General features: G+C 73.4%; 17 protein-coding genes. 7 read left to right on the top strand and 10 right to left on the bottom strand.

Going from position 1 to position 21,121, the window contains the following annotated elements; translation table 11 throughout:
• From ACZ5NW_RS08945 to ectA, 3 genes are all read right to left on the bottom strand, one after another.
• On the bottom strand, window positions 1–405 hold the full coding sequence (locus ACZ5NW_RS08945) for an ectoine synthase (protein WP_468743108.1): 405 nt from the start codon (window positions 403–405) through the stop codon (window positions 1–3).
• Between the two features lie 72 nt (window positions 406–477).
• Window positions 478–1,749: a diaminobutyrate--2-oxoglutarate transaminase gene (gene ectB, locus ACZ5NW_RS08940; protein ID WP_468743107.1), complete on the bottom strand. Its 1,272-nt coding sequence runs from the start codon at window positions 1,747–1,749 to the stop codon at window positions 478–480.
• 13 nt (window positions 1,750–1,762) lie between these two features.
• Window positions 1,763–2,275: a diaminobutyrate acetyltransferase gene (gene ectA, locus ACZ5NW_RS08935; protein WP_468743106.1), complete on the bottom strand. Its 513-nt coding sequence runs from the start codon at window positions 2,273–2,275 to the stop codon at window positions 1,763–1,765.
• Window positions 2,276–2,565: 290 nt separating this feature from the next.
• On the opposite strand from ectA, the gene ACZ5NW_RS08930 reads away from it, so the two are divergent.
• On the top strand, window positions 2,566–3,915 hold the full coding sequence (locus ACZ5NW_RS08930; protein ID WP_468743105.1) for an esterase/lipase family protein: 1,350 nt from the start codon (window positions 2,566–2,568) through the stop codon (window positions 3,913–3,915).
• A gap of 1 nt (window position 3,916) precedes the next feature.
• A complete protein-coding gene (locus ACZ5NW_RS08925) occupies window positions 3,917–8,545 on the top strand; it encodes a hypothetical protein (protein ID WP_468743104.1) in 4,629 nt (1,542 codons plus the stop codon).
• 72 nt (window positions 8,546–8,617) lie between these two features.
• Here ACZ5NW_RS08925 and ACZ5NW_RS08920 read toward each other — a convergent pair whose 3' ends face one another.
• Window positions 8,618–9,724, bottom strand: a complete 1,107-nt coding sequence (locus ACZ5NW_RS08920) for a pyridoxal-phosphate-dependent aminotransferase family protein (RefSeq protein ID WP_468743103.1) — start codon at window positions 9,722–9,724, stop codon at window positions 8,618–8,620.
• A 156-nt stretch (window positions 9,725–9,880) separates the two neighbouring features.
• Here ACZ5NW_RS08920 and ACZ5NW_RS08915 point away from each other — a divergent pair, with 156 nt between their 5' ends.
• From ACZ5NW_RS08915 to ACZ5NW_RS08895, 5 genes are all read left to right on the top strand, one after another.
• The gene (locus ACZ5NW_RS08915; RefSeq protein ID WP_468743102.1) at window positions 9,881–10,732 is read left to right on the top strand and encodes a transporter substrate-binding domain-containing protein; all 852 of its coding nucleotides are present in this window, start codon (window positions 9,881–9,883) and stop codon (window positions 10,730–10,732) included.
• Window positions 10,729–11,562, top strand: coding sequence for an amino acid ABC transporter permease (locus ACZ5NW_RS08910; RefSeq protein ID WP_468743101.1), 834 nt, complete (start codon window positions 10,729–10,731; stop codon window positions 11,560–11,562). Before ACZ5NW_RS08915 ends, ACZ5NW_RS08910 begins: the two co-directional genes overlap by 4 nt.
• Entirely contained in the window at window positions 11,559–12,353 is a 795-nt protein-coding gene (locus tag ACZ5NW_RS08905; RefSeq protein ID WP_468743100.1) for an amino acid ABC transporter ATP-binding protein, read from the top strand. Before ACZ5NW_RS08910 ends, ACZ5NW_RS08905 begins: the two co-directional genes overlap by 4 nt.
• A gap of 53 nt (window positions 12,354–12,406) precedes the next feature.
• Window positions 12,407–13,498: an amidohydrolase family protein gene (locus tag ACZ5NW_RS08900; RefSeq protein WP_468743099.1), complete on the top strand. Its 1,092-nt coding sequence runs from the start codon at window positions 12,407–12,409 to the stop codon at window positions 13,496–13,498.
• A 236-nt stretch (window positions 13,499–13,734) separates the two neighbouring features.
• Window positions 13,735–14,631, top strand: a complete 897-nt coding sequence (locus ACZ5NW_RS08895) for an SCO1860 family LAETG-anchored protein (RefSeq protein ID WP_468743098.1) — start codon at window positions 13,735–13,737, stop codon at window positions 14,629–14,631.
• A gap of 97 nt (window positions 14,632–14,728) precedes the next feature.
• On the opposite strand, the gene cobC is transcribed toward ACZ5NW_RS08895, so the two are convergent.
• From cobC to cobM, 6 genes are read right to left on the bottom strand one after another with little or no spacing between them, the layout of a single operon-like run.
• The gene (cobC, locus tag ACZ5NW_RS08890; protein ID WP_468743097.1) at window positions 14,729–15,829 is read right to left on the bottom strand and encodes an Rv2231c family pyridoxal phosphate-dependent protein CobC; all 1,101 of its coding nucleotides are present in this window, start codon (window positions 15,827–15,829) and stop codon (window positions 14,729–14,731) included.
• Window positions 15,777–16,718: a sirohydrochlorin chelatase gene (locus ACZ5NW_RS08885; RefSeq protein WP_468743096.1), complete on the bottom strand. Its 942-nt coding sequence runs from the start codon at window positions 16,716–16,718 to the stop codon at window positions 15,777–15,779. The genes cobC and ACZ5NW_RS08885 overlap by 53 nt, the downstream gene beginning before the upstream one ends.
• Window positions 16,715–17,302 carry a precorrin-8X methylmutase gene (locus ACZ5NW_RS08880; RefSeq protein ID WP_468743095.1) on the bottom strand — a complete coding sequence of 196 codons (588 nt, stop codon included), beginning with the start codon at window positions 17,300–17,302 and terminating at the stop codon, window positions 16,715–16,717. The genes ACZ5NW_RS08885 and ACZ5NW_RS08880 overlap by 4 nt, the downstream gene beginning before the upstream one ends.
• Window positions 17,299–18,990 carry a precorrin-3B C(17)-methyltransferase gene (gene cobJ / locus ACZ5NW_RS08875; RefSeq protein ID WP_468743094.1) on the bottom strand — a complete coding sequence of 564 codons (1,692 nt, stop codon included), beginning with the start codon at window positions 18,988–18,990 and terminating at the stop codon, window positions 17,299–17,301. Before cobJ ends, ACZ5NW_RS08880 begins: the two co-directional genes overlap by 4 nt.
• On the bottom strand, window positions 18,987–20,228 hold the full coding sequence (gene cbiE / locus ACZ5NW_RS08870; protein WP_468743093.1) for a precorrin-6y C5,15-methyltransferase (decarboxylating) subunit CbiE: 1,242 nt from the start codon (window positions 20,226–20,228) through the stop codon (window positions 18,987–18,989). Before cbiE ends, cobJ begins: the two co-directional genes overlap by 4 nt.
• A complete protein-coding gene (gene cobM / locus ACZ5NW_RS08865) occupies window positions 20,225–21,043 on the bottom strand; it encodes a precorrin-4 C(11)-methyltransferase (protein WP_468743092.1) in 819 nt (272 codons plus the stop codon). Before cobM ends, cbiE begins: the two co-directional genes overlap by 4 nt.
• Window positions 21,044–21,121: the final 78 nt, after the last annotated feature.

Raw genomic sequence — 21,121 nt, 5'->3', positions numbered from 1 at the left:
TCACACCTCCTCGGGCTCGGTGAGCAGGGGGTAGACGCCGTTCTCGTCGTGGTCCTCCCGGCCGGTCACCGGCGGGTTGAACACGCAGAGGCAGCGGAAGTCCTCCTTGACGCGCAGCGTGTGCCGCTCGTGCCCGTCGAGGAGGTACAGGGTGCCGGGAGTGATGGAGTACGTCGTCCCGGTCTCGTGGTCGGTGAGCTCGGCCTCGCCCTCCACACAGACGACGGCCTCGACGTGGTGCGCGTACCACATGGACGTCTCGGTGCCCGCGTAGAGGATCGTCTCGTGGAGCGAGAAGCCGACCCGCTCCCGGGCGAGCACGATGCGCTTGCTCTCCCAGGTGCCGGACGCCGCCCTCACATGCCGGTCGGTGCCTTCGATGTCCTTGAACGATCGGACGATCACGGTGCTGTACTTCCTCCTGGTCGGAACGGGCCGGTCGCACGGCCTGGTCGGACGGGCTGTCGGACGGTCTGGTCAGACGGTTTCGCGTACGGCGCGGGCGAGGACGCTCAGCCCTGCGTCCAGCTCGTCCGCCGTGACGGTGAGCGCGGGCAGCAGCTTGACGACCTCGCTCTCCGGGCCGGACGTCTCGATGAGCAGCCCGAGGTCGAAGGCGCGCCGCGCCACCCGCTCGGCGCGCGCCTTCTCGTGGAACTCCAGGCCCCACACCAGGCCGCGGCCCCGGTACTCCTTGATGTCGGCGAGGTTCTCCTCGCAGATCTCGATGAGCCCCTGCTCGATCCGCTCGCCGCGCGCCCGGGTCTGCTTCTCCATGGCGGAGCCGTCGCTCCAGTACGTCTCCAACGCGGCCGTCGCGGTGACGAACGCGGGGTTGTTGCCGCGGAAGGTGCCGTTGTGCTCGCCCGGCTCCCACACGTCCAGCTCGGGCCGGAACAGGCACAGCGACATGGGCAGCCCGTAGCCGCTGATGGACTTGGAGAGGGTGACGATGTCGGGCACGATCCCGGCCTCCTCGAAGGAGAAGAAGGCACCGGTGCGGCCGCACCCCATCTGGATGTCGTCGACGATCAGCAGCATGTCCTGCCGGTCGCACAACTCCCGCAGCGCCCGCAGCCACTCGGGACGGGCGACGTTGATGCCGCCCTCGCCCTGCACGGTCTCGACGATGACGGCGGCGGGCCGGTTCAGGCCGGAACCCTGGTCCTCCAGCAGCCGCTCGAACCACAGGAAGTCCGGCACCGTGCCGTCGAAGTAGTTGTCGAACGGCATCGGCGTGCCGTGCACCAGCGGGATGCCGGCGCCGGCCCGCTTGAAGGCGTTGCCGGTGACGGCCAGGGAGCCGAGCGACATCCCGTGGAAGGCGTTGGTGAAGGACACGACGGCCTCGCGGCCCTTCACCTTCCGGGCGAGCTTCAGGGCGGCCTCGACGGCGTTGGTGCCGGTCGGGCCGGGGAACATGACCTTGTAGGGGAGATCGCGCGGGCGCAGCACCAGGTCCTGGAAGGCCCGCAGGAAGGACCGTTTGGCGACGGTGGACATGTCGAGGCCGTGGGTGACCCCGTCGCGCGCCAGATAGTCGAGCAACGCGCGTTTGAGCACGGGGTTGTTGTGGCCGTAGTTCAGTGAGCCCGCCCCGGCGAAGAAGTCGAGGTACTCGTGGCCGTCCTCGTCGTACATGCGGCTGCCGCGCGCACGGTCGAAGACGGCGGGCCAGCCGCGGCAGTAGCTGCGCACCTCGGACTCCAGGGTCTCGAAGACGCTCAGGTCCGGCTGGGTGATGGTCACGACGGATCGCTCCTCAATGCGACGGAAGGGTCAACGGGCCTATGCGGTAAAGGACTTCGGGATCGTGCGGGCCGTCCGGGAAGTGGTCGGCGGTGAACAGGACCGCACGGGTGACGGTCGCGCCGTGCCGGGCCGCGAAGGAGGTGAACAGCTGCTCGGAGGCGGTGTTGCCGGGCGTGATGGTGGTCTCCACGCGGTCCACGCCCCGCTCGGCGGCGAGCCGTCCGGCCAGCCCGTCGAGCATGGCCCCGGCCAGTCCGCGGCCCCGGTGCGCGGCGTCGACGGCCACCTGCCAGACCAGCAGGGTGCGCGGTTCGTCCGGCCGTACGTATCCGGTGACGAACCCGACCGGCTCCCCGCCCTCCCGCACCACCGCCGAGGTGTCCGCGAAGTCGCGGCACCACAGGAGATAGCTGTAGGACGAGTTCAGATCGAGCTTTCCGGAATCCTTGGCGATACGCCAGAGTGCGGCACCGTCGGCCGTCGACGGTCGGTCGATACACAGGTCTGCTTGTGCGGCAGTCATGCGGATTGAACTTACCCAGGGAAATTCAGGAATGCATGGAGGGGGCGTGCCGATTCCGTGATGCGGGAGTTGCAGATGGCGGATATGTGAGGTTTTGACCGGTGCGAAACAGTACAAAACACCTCCCCTGTGTTATGCGTCACCCATTCATGACCGGCCCTGGAAATCACCGGGTTTAGCGGTCGAGAACCCGGGCAGGAGAACTCGGGAAACCTATTTCCTTTATTCGCCGAGAATTCCCTGGCAAGCGGAGGAGGTTGTCCCGCGCCCCGGGCGGGAATGCTGCCCCGGTGGCTGGTACGGACGCGATGCTGGTGGTGCCCGGCATCATGGGCAGCGAGCTGCGGGACACACGGTCGGGTGACCTGCTGTGGGGGCCGCTCGACCCCCGCTGGTATCTCGACGCGTGGACGACCGGACGGGCGCTGGACCGGCTCGCCCTCACCGACGACGAACGCGCCGGCCGGACCGGACGCGTCGCCCCGGTCGGACTGCTCAGGGCGCCCGCCTTCGCACCGGTGCTGCGCGGCGTCGAACCCTACGGCAACCTGCTGGCCGGGCTGCGCGCGGCGGTCGAGGACCCCCGCGCGGTCACCGGCTTCCCCTACGACTGGCGGCTGCCCGTCACGTACAACGCGGCCCGGCTCGCCGACGCGGCCGACCGCCATCTCGCCGACTGGCGCCGCCGCAGCGGACGCCCGGACGCCCGGCTCGTGATCGTGGCCCACTCCATGGGCGGCCTCGTCGCCCGCCACTTCGCCGAACACCTCGGCGGCAGCGCCCCGTTGCGCACACTGATCACCCTCGGCACCCCCTTCTACGGAGCCGTCGCGGCGGCCCGCATCCTCAACCTGGGCAAGGGCGTGAAGATCCCCCTGTCCGCCCGGCGGCTGGGCCGGCTCGCCCGGACCCTGCCCGGCCTGTACGACCTGCTGCCCGGCTACCGGTGCGTCGTGGAGGGGACGGAGCCGCGGCGGATGACCCCCGGTGACATCGCGGCGATCGGCGGCGACCCCGACCTCGCCGCGCCCGCCCTGGCCGACCGCCGGGCCGGGCCGGTGCCGGACTGGCTGCGCGTGGTCGTCGGCGTCGATCAGCCCACCGCGCAGGCGCTCCACTTGCGGGACGGCACCGTCGTACCCCATTACGGCCTGCCCGAGGGACCGGACGGGCGGCTCGTGGACCACGGCGGCGACGGCACGGTCTACCGGCACTCGGCGACCGGCTTCTGCGACCGGCCCGCGTACTGGTCCCAGCAGCACGCGGCCCTCGCCCGGATGGACGAGGTGGTCGACCATGTCCGCGCGGTCGTGACCGAGACCCGCCTCGGACCCCGCCTCCCCGCCGCCACCGGAGTCGGCGCGGAGGCTCCGGACCTCGTCACGGCCGGGGTGCCCTTCGAGATCGTGGCGCACGGCGACGCCGCGGCCTCGGAGGTGCGCTGCCGCGTCGTCACCGCCCACGACGGCCGCCAGGCCGCCCGGCCGGCCTTCACCCGGCGCGACGGCCGCGTCGTCGCCACCGCCCTTCTGCACCGGCCCGGGATCTACCGCGTCGAGGTCCGGCGCGGCGGCACCTCGCCCGTCGGCTCCCTGCTGATGGCGCTGGCACCGGACGACGCGGCCCGCGAGGAGGACTGAGGTGATCCCGGGAGCCGACTTCGAGGTAGAGGCGGTGGCGATCGGCCGCTACCGCACCTTCGCGGACCTGGAGGGCGTGGAGGAGACCGTCGCCGAGACCGTACGGCTCCTCGGTGAGCTCGGCGGAGCCCGGCGCCCCTGGCCGGACCCGCCCGAGCTGGTCACCTTCGACGAGGTCAACGCACGGCTGGACGCCTGGCAGGAACCTTGCGAGCCGCGCAGCTCCGTCCTGCTGTGGACCGGCCACGGCGAGACCGACGGCTCCAACGCCTGGCTGGCCTACGCCAACACCACGGACGCGCCCAGCAGCGGACTGACGGTGGCCCAGATGGCCGAACGGCTCCGCGCGGAGTGGGCGAACGTACGGGCCGGTGACTCCGGCGCGTGGGTCATGGTCGTCGTGGAGGCGTGCGGCGCCGACGTCTTCCTCCGCGGGGTCCACTCCGCCCTGTCCGCCATGCCGGACGTCCCGGAGCGGCTTCTGCTGGTGGGGGTGAGCGCCCAGGGCGGCGAGGGCCGGCTCGGCACCTTCAACGAGGTCCTGGCGCCCACCATCACCTCGTTCGAACCGAACGACGAGGCGATCGATCTGGCGGAACTCGCCCGGCGGCTGCGGAACCGTCTCAGAAAGGGGCGGCGCGGCTGGGTGGAGCTCGTCCAGCCCTCCGACGAGTGCACGCTGCGCCTGATCCGCAGGACCGAGCAGAGCGTCACCGTGACCGTCGACGACTACCAGCGCCTGCGGCACTTCCTCGACGGCCTCGGCCCCGATGAACGCCGTCACTTCCTCACCAAGGCCCAGGGTGCCGACAGCGGCGAGCTGGCCTGGTTCTTCGTCGGCCGGTGGCGGGAGCGCCGCGCACTCGTCGAGTGGCTGTGCGGCACGGCGCCCGGCCTGTACGTCGTCACCGGCGCGCCCGGCACCGGCAAGTCCGCGCTCCTCGGCAACCTCGCCGTGCACGCCCGCCGCGAGATGCTCGAGCTGCTGGTGGACGCCGAGGTCCTCCCCGAGCCCCGCGCCCAGGTCCTCCCGCCCGCGGACGCCTTCGACGCCGTGGTGCACCTGGCGGGCATGACCGTGCACGCCCTGGTCACCAGGATCGGCCTCGCGGCGGGCCTGCCCGCGCCGCCCGCCGGGGAGTCCGGGCAGGCCGTCGAGCGGCTGCGGGACCACCTGCGGCGCCGGTCCGGCATGTTCACGGTGCTGGCGGACGCGTTGGACGAGGCCGAGGAGCCCGCCGAACTCGCCGTCCTGGTGCTGCGCAGGCTCGCCGAACTCCCCAACTGCCGGATCGTCGTGGGCACCCGCCCGGAGGGCTCCGCCGGCGAGGACCTCATCGGCCGTCTCGCCCCGGCGCCGGACACCCACCGCAGGATCCTGGTCCTGGAGCCCGTCCCCGACGCACACGCCGAGTACGTGGGACTGCGTCTGCGAGCCGCCCGGAAGGCCGAGCTGCTCCAGCTCACCGACGCGGCGCTGAAGGACGTCGTACGGCGCGCCGCACGGCTCAGCCCCAGCTTCCTGTCCGCCCGGATCGCGGTGGCCGAGATCATCGCCCGGCCGCACCTGCTGCTCCCCGAGCACGCGCACGCGCTCGACCAGCTGCTCGGCCAGCACCACCGGACCACCTTCGCGGCCATGGCCCGGCGCCTGGCCCGGACGTCCGGCGCGGCGCTGCCCCTGCTGCACGCTCTCGCGCTGTCCCGTGGCCGGGGACTGCCACGGACGGGCGGTGTGTGGGCCGCGGCCGCGACGGCGCTGGGGGACGGCCGGGAGGTGGGCGAGGAGGACATCGACGAGGTCCTGGCCCACGCGGCCCCGTACATCCTGTTCGATGTCGAGGACGGCCAGACGGTGCACCGCCTCGCCCACCACACCTTCCAGGAGCACTTCACGGCGCACGACGCCACGACAGCCGAACTGGCCCTGACGCGCGGCCTGTTGGACCTGGCCCGGAACCTGCCGGAGCAAGAGCTCAACCCGTACGTGGCCCGGCGCCTGGTCGAGCACGTCTTCGCCGCCTCCGCCTGGCAGGACCTGGCGGACGCCCCCGAACTCCTCGACCGGCTCGCCCCGGAGACGGTCGCCTCCCGCGCCCAGTGGGCCGCCCTGGGCCAGGCCGACCTGCCGCCCGAGATCCTGGGCGTGCTCGGTGCCTGGCGGGACCTCGCACCGCTGGCCCCCGCCGACCGCGCCCTGGTGCGCGTCCTGGCCGGCGCCCGCCTCACCGGCACCACCGTGCCCTGGCCGTCGTACGGCGACACGCCCTGGCGGCTGGCGTGGACGGCCCTGGAACGCACCGAACTGACGGCGACGCTCGGCGAGGACGTGACCGGTGTGGCAGCCCTGCGGCTGCCCGACCACGGCACGGCGCTGGTGGCCTTCGAGGGCGCGTCGGCCCTGCGCTTCTGGGACCTGAACAGCGGGGAGCCGCTGGCCGATCCCCTCGCGGTCGCCGGTGGCGCGGGAGGGTTCTATGTCGTCACGCTGCCGGACGGGCGGACGATTCTCGTGGCCGCCGGGTGGGACGAACGCGTGGCCCTCTACGACCTGCGGACCTGGCGGCCGGTCCCGCACACCCCTGGCGGCGACGGCCCACCTCTGATCCCGACGCGACTGCCCGACGGACGCCGGGTGCTCACCTGCGGCAACCACCTGGGCACGGTGCGTCTGCGCGACGCGCGGTCCGGCGCCGAGGTGGCCCACTTCATCGATACGGAGGCCCGCACCTGGCCGCTGGCCGTCGTCCCCCTCGCCGACGGGAGCGACGCGCTGCTCCTGATCAACGAGTTCGATCACCTGCTGGTGTGGGAACCAGGTCGCGCCGGGCGGCCCGCACGGCAGCGGGCCATCGGCCCGGCATCGGAGATCGACCTCACGCTCGACGACGGCAGGCGGCTGGACGTCAGGGTGCGCGCTCGGCGCATCCATGTGTCCACCCACGCGGCGGGTACCGAGCCGGATCTGGGGGAGGTGTACCTGCGGTGGGGGAGCACGGGCTGGATCCACCTCTTCCCCGGCCCCGACGGCACCGTCCGGGCCGTCGCGCGGACCGAATCCGCCACGTACCGGACACTGGATCTCGACACCGGCGAGACGGGCCCGCCCCTTCGCCCGAGGGACGGGGAGCACGACGACGAGCTGTCCGTCGACTGGCCGCCGGACCGGGACACCCCTCTGGCCGTGCGCTTCGCGCGGGGTGAGGGACAGGACGCGGAGATCGAGTGCCTGGATCTCGGGACGGGTGAGCGCCTGTACGGAAGGGAGAACCGGGGTGGTGCCGGACCGGTCGCCCGGGTCGTCTGGGAACGGCCGGGCAAGCCGGTGGTCGTGCACGGGGCTTCCGGCACCGTGTGGATGCGGGACCTGGAGGCCGACACATGGTTCCGCGTCGTCGACGGCGGGTCCGTCGACGCCCTGACCACCGTGCGGCTGTCCTCGGGGGACCCGGCCGTCGCCATCGCGCGAGGTCCCCGGATCCGACTGTGGGACATCCTGAGCGCCCGGAACGTCACCGGGCGGGAAGCCGGGATGCGACTGCCCGCGCGCCGGGCGGTGCTACGGCTGGGCCACCTGCCGCAGCCGGACGGGCGCCTGGTGCTCGTCACGACGTCGCAACACACGCAGGACAACCGGATCGAGTACCTGGCGGAGCTGTGGATCCCGGCCACCCGCCGCCGCATCGGTGACCCGATCCCCCTCCGCTCCGTCTCGGGCGGCCTCACCGTCCTGCGCAGCGGCGACGGCGATCGCGAGCCCGTCGCGTTCCTGCTGCACGGCGAAGCCCCGCCCCGGCTCCGCGACATCCGCACCGCGGCACCCCTGCCGGTGACGTTCCCGCACCATCGGGACCAGCCGCGTTGCGCGCTCATGAACACGGCCGCGGGCCCGGTGGTCCTCGCCTGCGACCACGACGTCATCCAGGCGTACGACCTGGCCACGGGCGTCGCACTGCACTCCCTGCCGCTGGGCCTGCCCGTCCAGGACATCGCGGTGGCCGGCCCCCGCCTGGTCGTCGCGACGCCCGTGGGACTCCTCGCGCTGGACTACGCGGAGCACCGCGCCCCCACGAACCCCGACCCGCCGCCCCCGCCCTGCGCGGGCACCAAGGTGTGGATCGGCCCGCCGACCTGGTTCACGGTCATGGTGGTTCTGCTCGGCATCCTCGCACTGCCCGTCGCGGTGATCTGGGGCGTGTTCAGCCTGACCGACTCATGGAGGCGGGAGCCCGTCACCGTCGGCCAGATCTCCGGGGACACCCCTGTCTGCGCCGCCGATTCGGACTGCGTCGACAGCAGGGGAGCCACGACGTTCCCCTACGTCCTCGGCACCCGCCCCACGAGGACGGTCTACGACGTCCCCGGCCACGGCGACTTCACCGCCACGCTCGCCTTGAGGGGCGTACCGGCGTCCGGCTGCCCGGCGTCGACCACCGTCCGCTACCGCGTCGCGACCCCGGACGCATCGCGGGCCGACGCCGCGCGCACCGGCGAGATCCGGCTCGGCCGCAGCGAGAAGATCAGGCTCGGCGAGCACGGCGCCCACCAGGTGGAACTGACGTTCACCCTGCTCGCCCCCGCTCCCGACTGCCACCCGGTGCTGGAGGTCCGGGACCCGATGCCCGGTTAGGGCCCTTCTTTCGGATCGTGCCGGGGTCGCGGGGAGCCGTCGCTCGGAGCCGCAAGATCCGAAAGAGAGGCCCTAGACCCGCGCCCACGCCTCCGCCGCCGCCCGTCGCGCGCCCGCCTCGTCCACCGCCGGGCCGAACTCCGCGAGCGCGGAACCCAGGGCGGCCACGCACGCGTCGACGACGTCCGGGCGGGCGGCGGAGCCGTAGTGGTTCACCCGGATCATCTCCCGCGCGAGGGCGCCGCCGCCGGCCGCCAGCGGCAGGTCGGGAGCGGTGGCGAGCGCCTTGGCCACCACCGCGGACGCGTCGACCCCGGACGGGGTCCGCAGGGTCGTGGCGACCGGCGCCGCCTCCGACGCCTCGTGCACATACGGCTCCAGGCCGCCGCCCAGGGCCGTCGCGCCCGCGCGGGTGGCCGCCGCGGCGCGGGCGTGGCGGGACATCACGGCGTCGAGGCCCTCCGTCTCGACGCGCTCCACGCACGCCTCCAGCGCCAGCATCTCCAGCTGCGCGGGCGCGTGCAGCAGCGTCTTGCGGCCGCCGTCGATCCAGCGCTCCTTCCAGTCCAGGAGGGAGAGGTAGGAGCGGCGCGGCGCGCGCGGGTTCGCCGCCATCCGGGCCCATGCCCGCTCGCTCACCGAGACCGCCGACACACCCGCCGGGCCGCCCATCGCCTTCTGCGCCCCGATCACGCACAGGTCCACGCCCCACGCGTCGGGCAGGACCGGCTCGGCCCCCACCGAGGCGACCGCGTCGAGATAGAACAGCGCGCCGTGCTCCCGCACCACCTCGCCGATCTCCGCCACCGGGTTGGTGTTGCCGGTGGCCGCCTCCGCGTGCACCAGCGACACGAAGTCGATCTCCGGGTGCTCGGCGAACGCCTGCCGGATCTGCGCGGCCTTCACCGCCGTGTGGAAGGGCACCGCCAGGTCGATCACGGTCGCCCCGCAGTCCCGCAGCCAGTCGCCGAAGGTCTGCCCGTAGGGGCCGGTGATCACATTCAGCGCGGTGGTGCCGGGACCGGCGGTCGCGCGGATCGCCCCCTCCAGCGGCAGCAGCGCCTCACCCTGGGTGATCACCACGTCCTGCCGGGTGCCGAGCAGCCGGGCCACCCGGTCCTCGATCGAGGCGAAGCGGGCGGCGGTGAGCGGGGCGAGGTCCAGGAAGGGGTGCGTCATGGAATCGAGGGTAACCGGGACGATCTTCCGCGCCGCGCACCGCCCGAGGGGCGAGATTCTTAGGCGAGACGCCTTCGTTACCAACGGTTTGATTTGAGTACCTCAAACTCATCCTTATAATCGGAAGCCACTGTTCCATCACAGGAGGTCACCGTCGTGAACATCGCCCTCGGCCGCCGGGCCCGCGTCCTGGCCGCCACCACCGCGACGGCCGGCCTGGTCCTCGTCGCCGGCTGCACGTCGAGCGACGACGGAGGCAGCGGATCGAAGACCGCCGCCGGCGGGGTCGAGCTGGTCAAGGCCGGGCAGCTCACCACGTGCACCCATCTGCCCTACCCGCCCTTCCAGTCGGAGATCGACGGCAAGGTGCAGGGCTTCGACGTGTCCCTGATCGACCTCGTCGCCCAGGACCTCGGGGTGAAGCAGAAGATCGTCGACACCCCCTTCGAGAACTTCAAGACCGGCGCCTTCCTGAACTCCGGCCGGTGCGACCTGGCCGCGGCCGGCATGACCATCACCGAGGAGCGCAAGAAGAACGTCGACTTCTCGGACCCGTACTTCGAGGCCACCCAGGCCCTGCTCGTCGACAAGGACAGCGGCATCACCTCCCTCGCCGACGCCAAGGCGAAGAAGGTCAAGCTCGGCGCCCAGGCGCAGACCACCGGCGAGGACTACGTCAAGAGCCAGGGCTTCGACCCGGTCTCCTTCGAGTCCTCCGACGCCGTCCTCAACGGCCTGCGCTCCGGCCAGGTCAAGGCCGTCGTCATCGACTACCCGGTCGTCCAGGGCTGGCTCAAGGACAAGGCCAACGCGGACGCCTTCCGGATCGCCGACAACATCAACACCGGTGAGCAGTACGGCTTCACGGTGAAGAAGGGCAACACCAAGCTGCGCGAGGCCATCAACAAGGCGCTCGCCGACGCCAAGGCCGACGGCACCTACAAGAAGCTGTACGAGCAGTGGATCGGTCCCTACGACCAGTCCGCCGCCTCCCCGGCCGCCTCATGACCGCGACGGACGTAGAACTCCAGCCGAAGAAAAAGGGACTGACGCGACGTCAGAAGCGCCGACTGTCACGCGGCGCGCAGTACGTCCTCTTCGTCGCCGCCGTGATCGCCGTCGCGGTCACGGCGGACTGGGGACGGCTGAAGAACCAGTTCGCCCAGGGCGACATCGCCCGGGAGATGTTCCCGGACGTCATCACCCTGGCCCTGAAGAACACCGTGCTGTACACAGTGTCCGGCTTCGTCGTCGGACTGGCGCTCGGCATGGTGATCGCGCTGATGCGGCTGTCGTCCGTCGGCCCGTACCGCTGGCTCGCCGGCGTCTACATCGAGATCTTCCGCGGCCTGCCCGCCCTGCTGATCTTCATCTTCATCGGCGTCGCCGTCCCGCTCGCCTTCCCCGGCACGGAGGTCGTCGGCGGCACCTACGGCAAGGTCGCCCTCGCCCTCGGCCTGGTCGCCGCCGCGTACATGGCGGAGACGATCCGCGCCGGCATCCAGGCCGTGCCCAAGGGACAGATGGAGGCGGCGCGTTCGCTGGGCTTCTCGCCGGCCCGCGCGATGGCCTCGATCGTCGTCCCGCAGGCGTTCCGCATCATCCTCCCGCCGCTGACCAACGAACTGGTCCTGCTGTTCAAGGACTCCTCCCTCGTGCTGTTCCTCGGTGTCACCCTGGAGGAGCGCGAACTGTCCAAGTACGGCCGCGACCTGGCCAGTCAGACCGCCAACTCCACCCCGATCCTCGTCGCCGGCCTGTGCTACCTGCTGATCACGATCCCGCTCGGCTTCGTCGTGCGCCGCATGGAGGCCAAGGCCCAGGAGGCCGTCAAATGAGCCGTCCGGAAATCGACGTACGCGGTCTGCACAAGTCCTTCGGCGCCAACGAGGTGCTGCGCGGCATCGACCTGGAGATCGGCCAGGGCGAGGTCGTCTGCGTCATCGGCCCGTCCGGGTCCGGCAAGTCCACCCTCCTGCGGTGTGTGAACCTGCTGGAGGAGCCCACCAAGGGCCAGGTCTTCGTGGGCGGCACCGAACTCACCGACCCGGACGTCGACATCGACGCCGTGCGCCGCCGGATCGGCATGGTCTTCCAGCAGTTCAACCTCTTCCCGCACCTCACGGTGACCGAGAACCTCACCCTTCCGCAGCGCCGCGTCCTGCGGCGGGACAAGGCGACGGCCGCCCGCGTGGCCGCCGAGAACCTGGCGCGGGTGGGCCTGTCGGAGAAGGCGGACGCCTACCCGGCCTCCCTCTCCGGCGGCCAGCAGCAGCGCGTGGCCATCGCCCGCGCTCTGTCGATGGGCCCCGAGGTGATGCTCTTCGACGAGCCGACCTCGGCGCTCGACCCGGAGCTCGTCGGGGACGTGCTGGCAGTCATGCGCATGCTGGCCAACGAGGGCATGACGATGATGGTCGTCACCCACGAGATGAGCTTCGCCCGCGAGGTCGCCGACCGGGTCGTCTTCATGGACGGCGGAGTGATCGTCGAGGACGGCACCCCGGCCCGTGTCATCGGCAACCCCGCCCACGAACGCACCCGCCACTTCCTCTCCCGCCTCCTCGACCCGGCGATGGCGGACGTAGAGGAAGAAACCTCCGACCAGGTCGGCGGCCCGGCTGACTAGTCCGGAGGAGACCTCCGACCAGGTCGGCGGCCCGGCTGACTAGTCTTCGCTCCATGAGCGAACGCGCGGTGCTGCACGTGAAGGGCAGGGTTCTCGTCGGACCCGACGACGTCCGGGACGAGCTGTGGATCGTCGACGGCCGGATCTCCTACGACCGTCCCGTCGGCGCCCGTGACCTACGGACCGTCGACGGCTGGGCCCTGCCCGGCCTCGTCGACGCCCACTGCCACGTCGGCCTCGGCCCGCACGGCCCGGTCGACGAGGACATCGCCGAGAAGCAGGCCCTGACCGACCGCGACGCCGGCACCCTCCTGATCCGCGACGCCGGCTCGCCCTCGGACACCCGCTGGGTCGACGACCGCGACGACCTGCCGAAGATCATCCGGGCCGGCCGACACATCGCCCGCACCCGCCGCTACATCCGCGGCTACGCCCACGAGATCGAGCCCGAGGACCTGGTCGCGTACGTGGCGCGGGAGGCCCGGCGCGGCGACGGCTGGGTCAAGCTGGTCGGCGACTGGATCGACCGCGACCTCGGCGACCTGGCCCCCAGCTGGCCGCGCGACGCCGTGGAGGCGGCCATCGCCGAGGCCCACCGGCTCGGCGCCCGGGTCACCGCCCACTGCTTCGCCGAGAACTCCCTCCAGGACCTCGTCGAGGCGGGCATCGACTGTATCGAGCACGCCACCGGCCTCACGGACGACCTGATCCCCCTCTTCGCCGCACGCGGTGTCGCGATCGTCCCGACCCTCGTCAACATCGCGACCTTCCCGCGCCTCGCCGACGGCGGCGAGGCCAAGTTCCCGCGCTGGTCGGCCCATATGCGACGGCTCCACGAACGCCGCTACGACACCGTCCGCAACGCCCATGACGCCGGCATCCCGGTGTTCGTCGGCACGGACGCCGGCGGCACGCTGCCGCACGGCCTGGTGGCGGCGGAGGTCGCGGAACTCGTCACCGCCGGGCTGACCCCCCTCGAGGCGCTCGCGGCCACGACCTGGGCGGCCCGGGCGTGGCTCGGCCGGCCCGGGCTGGAGGAGGGGGCACCGGCGGACCTCGTGGTGTACGAGTCCGACCCGCGGGCGGACGTACGGGTGCTGGCGGCGCCGCGCCGCGTGGTCGTCAACGGCGTCGTCGTCGGATAGGCGTGTGTCCGGGGAGAGCGGGCGGGTGCGCGCCCCCTTCCGCGCCGACGCGTCGACCGGGGGCTCGCCCGGAAGAGCGGAGCGGGCGGGGACGGCTGGAACACGCGTACCGAAGCATGCGCATGCGTGTGCGGAAACTCCACGATGGAGTGAAGTGACGGAGGATCGCTGACGGTTCACTCTCCGTCGGCGATTCTTGGCGGGTCCCGAGCAAGTCTCCTTTGGGGGTCCCCACCGTGAACGGCACCACCTTCCGCCTGCCCGCACGCCGCCTCGCCGCCGCCGCGGCGGCCACGGCCCTGGCCATGGCTCCCGTGGCCCTGGCCGGCGCGGGCCCCGCCCACGCGACCACCGACCAGGGTCGCGCGAGCGCGGTCGTCCTGCGGGCCGGCCTGGACGTGTCCCTCCTCGACAAGACCGTCGAGGTCCCGCTGGCGGTCTCCCTCAACGAGGTCCAGGCGCCGAGCAGCGCCGAGAGGACGGCGCTGACGGCCGAGTTGGACGGGGTGGACGGCGGCAGGCCGTTCAGCGTGCTGCGGGCGGAGGTGGCGGAGGCGAAGGCGACGGTGAGCGGGGGCGTGGCCCAGGCCTCGACGCGTCTGGCGCGGGCGAAGCTGCATGTCCCGGGGCTGCCGCTGCTGTCGGTCGTCGAGGTGGACGCGATCACGTCCCGAGCCGTCTGCGCGGCGGGGCGGACGCCGGTCGCCTCGGCCGCGCTGCCGGGGGCGGTGACCGTGTTCGGCAAGCGGGTCACGGTCGCCGCGGGCGGTCCGACGGACGTGAAGGTGCCCGGTGTGGGGGAGGTGCGCCTGGACTGGTCGAAGCGGGAGACGACGTCCCGTACGGCCGCGGCGACCGCCCTCGAACTCACGGTCACGGTGAACCCGTCGAACCTGAACGTGGCCGAGGTGGAGGGGACGGTGACCCTGGCGAGGGCGAGCTGCGAGACGCCGTCCGCGCCGGCGGAGGACGTGAAGGTCCAGGGGGCGCCGGGTGACGCCCCTAAGCCGGTGAAGGCGGATCTGGCGGAGACGGGCGGGAGTTCACTGAGCGTGTATCTGGCGGCGGGGTCGGCGGTGCTGCTGGCCGTGGGAGCCGGAGCGGTGACCTTGGCGCGCCGGGGCCGGGGTTGACCCTCCTGGGGGCTCCGCCCCCAGGCCCCCGGCCTATGCCCACCCGCCACCCGTTGACGGCGAGGGCCCAGGGGGTGGAGCCCCCTGGTACGGCCCCTCAAGCGGACGCCAACGCCATCGCCTGGTCAAGCGCCTGCAAGAAACGGTTCACCGTCCCCCGGTCCCGCACGGCCAACCGCAGCCACTCCTCGTCCAGCCCGGGAAACGTGTCCCCCCGCCGTACCGCGAACCCCAGGTCCCGCAGATGACGTCGTACAGCCACCGCCCGAGGTAGACGGACCAGCACGAACGGCCCCTCCGCCGGACCCACCACCCGCACCCCGTCCCCGGCGAACTCCTCCAGCCCGGCGACCAGATGGGCCCGGTCGGCGGCGACCCGGTGCGCCGCGTGGGCGGCCTCCGCCAGGGCCCGCGGCGCCACACACGCCTCCGCCGCCGCCAGCGCCGGGGTCGACACCGGCCACAACGGCTGCGCCCGCTCCAGCTCGGCGATCGTCTCCGGCGCGGACAGCACGTATCCGATCCGCAGCCCGGCCAGCCCCCACGTCTTCGTCAGGCTGCGCAGCACCACCAGACCGGGCACGTCGGTCCGCCCGGCCAGCGCCTCCCGCTCGCCCGGCACCGCGTCCATGAACGCCTCGTCCACCACCAGCGTCCGCCCGGGCCGCGCGAGCCCCGCGACCGTCCCGGCGGGGTGCAGCACCGACGTGGGGTTCGTCGGATTGCCGATGATCACCAGGTCGGCCTCCTCCGGCACCGCCGCCGGATCCAGCCGGAAACCGTCCGCCTCCCGCAGCAGCACCCGGTCCACACTGTGCCCGGCGTCCCGCAGCGCGGCCTCCGGCTCGGTGAACTGGGGATGCACCACCACCGGTCGGCGCACCTTCAGCGCCCGCGCGAGCAGCACGAACGCCTCCGCCGCCCCCGCCGTCAGCAGCACCCGCTCCGGCGGCAGCCCGTGCCGGGCGGCGACCGCCGCCCGCGCCGCCCGCCCGTCCGGGTAGGCGGCGAGCCCCTCCAGCGAGGCCGCGATGTGCTGCCGCAGCCAGGCCGGAGGGGTGTCCGCGCGCACGTTCACCGCGAGATCGATCAGCGCCGAACCGTCGTCGCGGACCTCCGCGTCCCCGTGGTGCCGCAGATCGGGCTCAGTGGGCATGGGCGTGCCCATGCCCGTGCTGATGCCCGTGTCCATGACCATGGCCGTGGTGGTGGCCGTCGTCGTCGGGGTGGAAGTGCGGCTGCTGCGGCAGGCCCACCTTGTCCTCGAAGCCCGGCAGCGCGATCCGGTACACGCACGTGTCGCAGTTCATCCGCACCTCGCCCGCGGCGGCCTCCCGGTACCGCTCCATCACCAGGTCCAGCAGCTCCGGCTCCGGACCGATGACGTCCGCCGACAGCACCTCGACCTCGGGATGCGCGGCCGCCCATCCCGCGGTCTGCTGCCGCACCCGGTCCGGCAGGATGCCGGTGAACAGGAAGTACGGCAGGACGACGATCCGCCGCGCGCCGAGCCGCGCGCACCGGTCGAGCCCGCTCGGCACGTCCGGCGCCGCCAGCGACACGAACGCCGTCTCCACGCCCGCGTATCCGCGCCCCTCCCACAGCAGCCGCGCCGCCTTGAACACCTCGGCGTTGGCGTCCGGGTCCGTCGAACCGCGCCCCACCAGCAGCACGGTCACGTCCGACCGGTCGGCGGGGGACCGCTCGGACGTGCCCAGCGCCTCGTCCAGCCGCCGCTCCAGCACCGACAGCAGCGACGGGTGCGGGCCCAGCGGACGCCCGTACGTGTACGAGATCCCCGGGTGCCGCTCCTTCTCCCGGGCCAGCGCCGCCGGGATGTCCCCCTTGGCGTGACCGGCGGACACCAGCATCAGCGGCACGGCGGCGAACCGGCGCACCCCCCGCTCGACCAGCTCGGTGACGGCCTCGGCGAGGGGCGGCGGGGACAGCTCGATGAAGCCGCCCGCGACGGGAAGTTCGGGATGGCGGCGCGCCAACTCCCGTACGAAGGCGCGGAACGCCTCGGCTCCGGCGTCGTCCCGGGTGCCGTGGCCGGCGATGAGCAGAGCGGGCGGCGGGGTGGTCACGGTGTCTCCTCGGCGGAAATCGGGTGGTACAGCAGGGCGTTGAGCGCGGCGGCGGCGACCGCCGACCCGCCCTTCTCGGACACGTTGCTCACGGCGGGCAGCCCGCTCTCGCGCAACGCGGCCTTCGACTCGGCCGCGCCCACGAAACCCACGGGCAGACCGATCACGAGCGCGGGGGAGGCGTCCAGGGTCAACAGCTCCTCCAGGGCGGTCGGCGCGTTGCCGATCACCCACAGGGCGCCGGGGCCGACCTGCTCGTGGGCGAGCCGGATCGCGTGCGCCGAGCGGGTCAGCCCCGGCGCGGCCACGGCGTCGCGGAGCCGGCAGACGGTCTCCCGCCGGGTGATCCCGGCGGCCACCATCTCCACGTCCACGACGACGGGCGCGCCGGCGTGCAGCGCCGCGTGCGCCGTCGCCAACTCGCCCTCGTCCATGACGAGATCGCTCGCGTACTCAAGGTCGGCGGCGGAGTGGATGACCCGCTCCACCACCGCGCGGGTCAGCGGCGGGAAGTGCGAGGTGTCCAGGCGGGCGCGCAGCCGCCGGTAGGACTCCTCCTCGATCGGGTGGACAACGCGGTTCACTCGGCGCCCTCCTGCGCTGTCTGCCAGCGGTAGCCGCGCGGCGTCACCATGCGCCCCGCGATGTCACGGGTCGCGGTGTTGCCCACCGTCACGACCGTCATCATGTCCACCCACGCCGGGTCGAGCGCGCCCAGCGTGGTCAGCCGGCTCGACTCGTCGGGGCGCGTGGCGTTGCGCACGACACCCACCGGTGTCGTCGGCTCCCGGTGCTCGGCGAGGATCGCCAGCGCCTTGGGCAGCTGCCAGTCGCGGCCCCGGGAACGCGGGTTGTAGAAGGTGACGACGAGATCCGCCTCGGCGGCCGCACGCACCCGCCGCTCGATGACCTCCCACGGCGTGTGCAGGTCGGACAGGCTGATCGACACATGGTCGTGGCCCAGCGGCGCGCCGAGGATCGCCCCGGCGGCCAGGGCCGCGGTCACCCCGGGCACCCCGACCACGTCGATGTCGTCGGACGCCTCGGCGAGCGCCGGGGAGGCCATGGCGTACACGCCCGCGTCGCCGCTGCCGATCAGCGCGACGGCCTGCCCCTTGCGGGCCTCCTCGACGGCCGTCCGGGCCCGTTCCTCCTCGGCCCCGAGCCCCGACTCCAGCACCCGGGTGCCCGGCCGCAGCAGATCGCGGATCTGGTCGACGTACTGGTCGAGCCCGACGAGCACGGAGGCGCGCCGCACCTCCTCCTTCGCGCGCGGCGTGAGCAGGTCCCGGGCGCCGGGGCCCAGCCCGACCACCGCGAGCCGCCCCCGCCCCGGACGCCGTACGACGGCACAGGTCGCCATGGCCGGGCGTCCGGCCGACTTGCGCTTGGGGACGAGGAGTTCGCCGCCGCGCAGCAGCGCGGCCGCCTCGGCGACGGACGGCGTACCGACGGCGGCGAGGGGCGCGTCGGACGGGTTGGGCACCTCGACCCGCGCCAGCTCCCCGGCGGAGTGCGTCACCAGCGGCACCCCGAGGCGCCGGGCGGCCTCGACGATGCCGGGCTCCTCGGCCTTGGCGTCGACGGTGGCGAGCTCGGCGACGGACGCGACCGAGAGCCCCGCCTCGCGCAGCGAGGACTCGATCAGCTCCAGCACCTCCTCGACGGGGGCGCCCTGGGAGGCCCCGACCCCGACGACGAGGGACGGCGGCCGCAGGACCACTTCGCGTCCGGCGGGCTCGACGAGACGATCGGTGACCCGGATGGCGTACGCGCCGTCGGCGCGGACCGGCAGCGGCGGCAGCGGCCAGGCCACCTCCGCCCGCAACGCCACCGGTTCGCCGTCGAGGAGAGCCCGGGACACCGCCGCGACATCCCCCTCCACGGGGAGTCCGAGGGTGTCCAGACCGGGCAGGCCCACCGCGTCCGTCGCGGTCGTCACCACGGGCGCCGCCGCCAGCAACTCGCCCACCCGCACGGCGAGTTCATTGGCGCCGCCCCCGTGCCCGCCGAGCAGCGACACGGCGAACCGGCCGCCCTCGTCGACGCACACCACACCCGGGTCGCCCGCCTTGTCCCCGAGCAGGGGCGCCACGAGCCGGACCACCGCGCCGGTCGCCAGGAAGCACACGAGCTGCTCGCACTCCGCGAACGCCCGCCGTACGGCGTCGGCCACGGGCCCGTCGTACACGCGCGTGCGCTCCGGCCACGCCGCGGCCAGCCGGTCCCGCGCCGCCGCCCCCGCCGCGGTGGCGGAAATGAGGCCGATCACTGAGCAACTCCTTCGTGAGAAACAGGGCTTCTGGTGCCCCACAGCAGAAAAACGGGATTGGTCGCCGCGAGCCGGGTCACATCCCCGGGCAGCGGTGCCAGCCGGGACGACTGGAGCAGCACTCCCTCGCAGCCGAAGCCGGCCTCGGTCAGCGCGGCCCGCGCCGCCGGCACCCGGTCGAGCGCGGCCATGGCCACGACCACGCTCCGCCGGGCCCGCCGCGCGCACGCGCCGACGATGTCCGCCAGTTCACGGCCGCCGCCCCCGACGAACACCGCGTCCGGATCGTCGAGTCCGGCGAGCGCCCCCGGGGCCGTACCGTGCACCACGTCGACATCGACCCCGTGCGCGGCGGCGTTGGCGCGGATCCGCTCCACCCCGTCCGCCGTCCGCTCGACGGCCGACACGGCGGCGCCCAGCCGCGCGCACTCCACCGCCACGGAACCCGACCCGGAACCGACGTCCCACACCAGGTCGCCCGGCCCCGGCCCGAGCCGGGCCAGCGCCAGCGCCCGCACCTCGAACTTGGTGATCATCGAGTCGCGGTGCGCGAACGCGTCCTCGTCCAGGGCCCAGGACCCGGGCCGCGCCGACAGCCCCGCGACCGTCCGTACGGGACCCAGCACCCGCGTCTCGTCCAGGCTCAGGACGACACTGACCGCCGTGCCCCAGTCGCGGCCCGCGGCCTCGGCGGGCGTGACCCGCTCCACCCGCTCGCGCTCCGGATCGCCCAGCGCCGACGCCACCACGAGCACGCGCCGGGACCGGGACCGCACCAGGGCCGCGCCCAGTTCGGCGGGACCGGCGCCCGGCCCCGTCAGCACGGCGACCTTGGGGTGCGCCCGGCACAGCTGCACCGCCGTGCGCACCTCCCGTCCGTGCGCGCTGACGACCACCGCGTCGTCCCAGGTCAGCCCCAGCCGGGCGAAGGCCGCCGCCACCGAGGACACTCCCGGCCGGACGTCCAGCCGCCCCGCCCCGCACCGCTCGGCCAGCGCCCGCACGATCCCGAAGAACCCCGGATCGCCCGACGCCAGCACCAGCACCGGCCGGTCCTTGCCGTCGTACTCCTCGATCGCGTCCAGGGCGGGCGCCAGCGGCCCGAGGACGATCCGCTCGGCCGACTCCGGCAGCCGTACGGCGTCCAGGTGCCGGCGCCCGCCGACGACCAGCTCGGCCCCGGCGAGGACGTCCTCGGGGACCGGTGTCCCCGTGCCCGTGCCCACCACGGTGATCATGTACTGGCCCCCCGCTCGCGCAGCGCCCGCCGGGCCTCGGGGTCGGCCTTGCGGAAGCCGTGGAAGTGACCGGGGTGGTACAGGTGCGAGCGCGTGCCGTGCGCGCCGAGGGCCGGGCCCACCAGGAACAGCGTGTGCTTCCAGAGCTTGTGCTCCTTGACCGTCTCCTCCAGCGTGCCGATCGTGCACCGCACGATCAGCTCCTCCGGCCAGGTCGCCTGATGGGCCACGACGACCGGCGTCGACGTCGGATAGCCGCCCTCCAGCAGCTCCCGCACCAGCTGCCCGCTGCGCGCCGCCGACAGGAAGATCGCCATCGTCGTGCCGTGCCGGGCGAACTCGCGCACCTCCTCGCCGGGCGGCATCGGCGTCTTGCCGCCGCCCAGCCGGGTGAGCACCACGGACTGCGCCACCTCGGGAATGGTCAGCTCGCGCTGCGCGAGCGCGGCCACGGCGGAGAAGGCGGAGACACCCGGGACGACCTCCGTCTCGATGCCGATCTCCCGGCACCGGTCCAGCTGCTCCTGCGTGCCGCCCCACAGGGCCGGGTCGCCGGAGTGGATCCGGGCGACCCGCAGGCCCTCGGCCCGGGCGCGCCCGTAGACGGCGACCACGTCCTCCAGCGACATCGTCGCCGAGTCGAGGATCTCCGCACCCTCGCGCGCGTGCTCCAGCACCTCCGCCTGCACCAGGCTCGCGGCCCAGATCACGACGTCGGCCTCGGCGATGGCACGCGCGGCGCGGAACGTCAGCAGATCGGCGGCGCCGGGGCCGGCACCGACGAAGGTCACCTTGCCGGCGGGGGCATCGGCCATGGGTTCGGGTCCTCTCATCTTCGGGTCACTTCAGGGGGTGCGGGGGGTCCGGATGTGCGCGGCAGGGGGTTCATCGGA

It is taken from the genome of Streptomyces sp. NPDC032126, from assembly GCF_055580085.1.
The sequence above is the reverse complement of the archived record's forward strand: the minus strand, read 5'-3'. Positions and strand labels throughout refer to the sequence as shown.

Coding starts and splice junctions, on each gene's coding strand:
- ectA (WP_468743106.1), bottom strand. CDS start 2,275: ATGACTGCCGCACAAGCAGACCTGTGTATCGACCGACCGTCGACGGCC.
- ACZ5NW_RS08920 (WP_468743103.1), bottom strand. CDS start 9,724: ATGACGCACCCCTTCCTGGACCTCGCCCCGCTCACCGCCGCCCGCTTC.
- ACZ5NW_RS08910 (WP_468743101.1), top strand. CDS start 10,729: ATGACCGCGACGGACGTAGAACTCCAGCCGAAGAAAAAGGGACTGACG.
- ACZ5NW_RS08905 (WP_468743100.1), top strand. CDS start 11,559: ATGAGCCGTCCGGAAATCGACGTACGCGGTCTGCACAAGTCCTTCGGC.
- ACZ5NW_RS08900 (WP_468743099.1), top strand. CDS start 12,407: ATGAGCGAACGCGCGGTGCTGCACGTGAAGGGCAGGGTTCTCGTCGGA.
- cobC (WP_468743097.1), bottom strand. CDS start 15,829: ATGGTCATGGACACGGGCATCAGCACGGGCATGGGCACGCCCATGCCC.
- cbiE (WP_468743093.1), bottom strand. CDS start 20,228: ATGATCACCGTGGTGGGCACGGGCACGGGGACACCGGTCCCCGAGGAC.
- cobM (WP_468743092.1), bottom strand. CDS start 21,043: ATGGCCGATGCCCCCGCCGGCAAGGTGACCTTCGTCGGTGCCGGCCCC.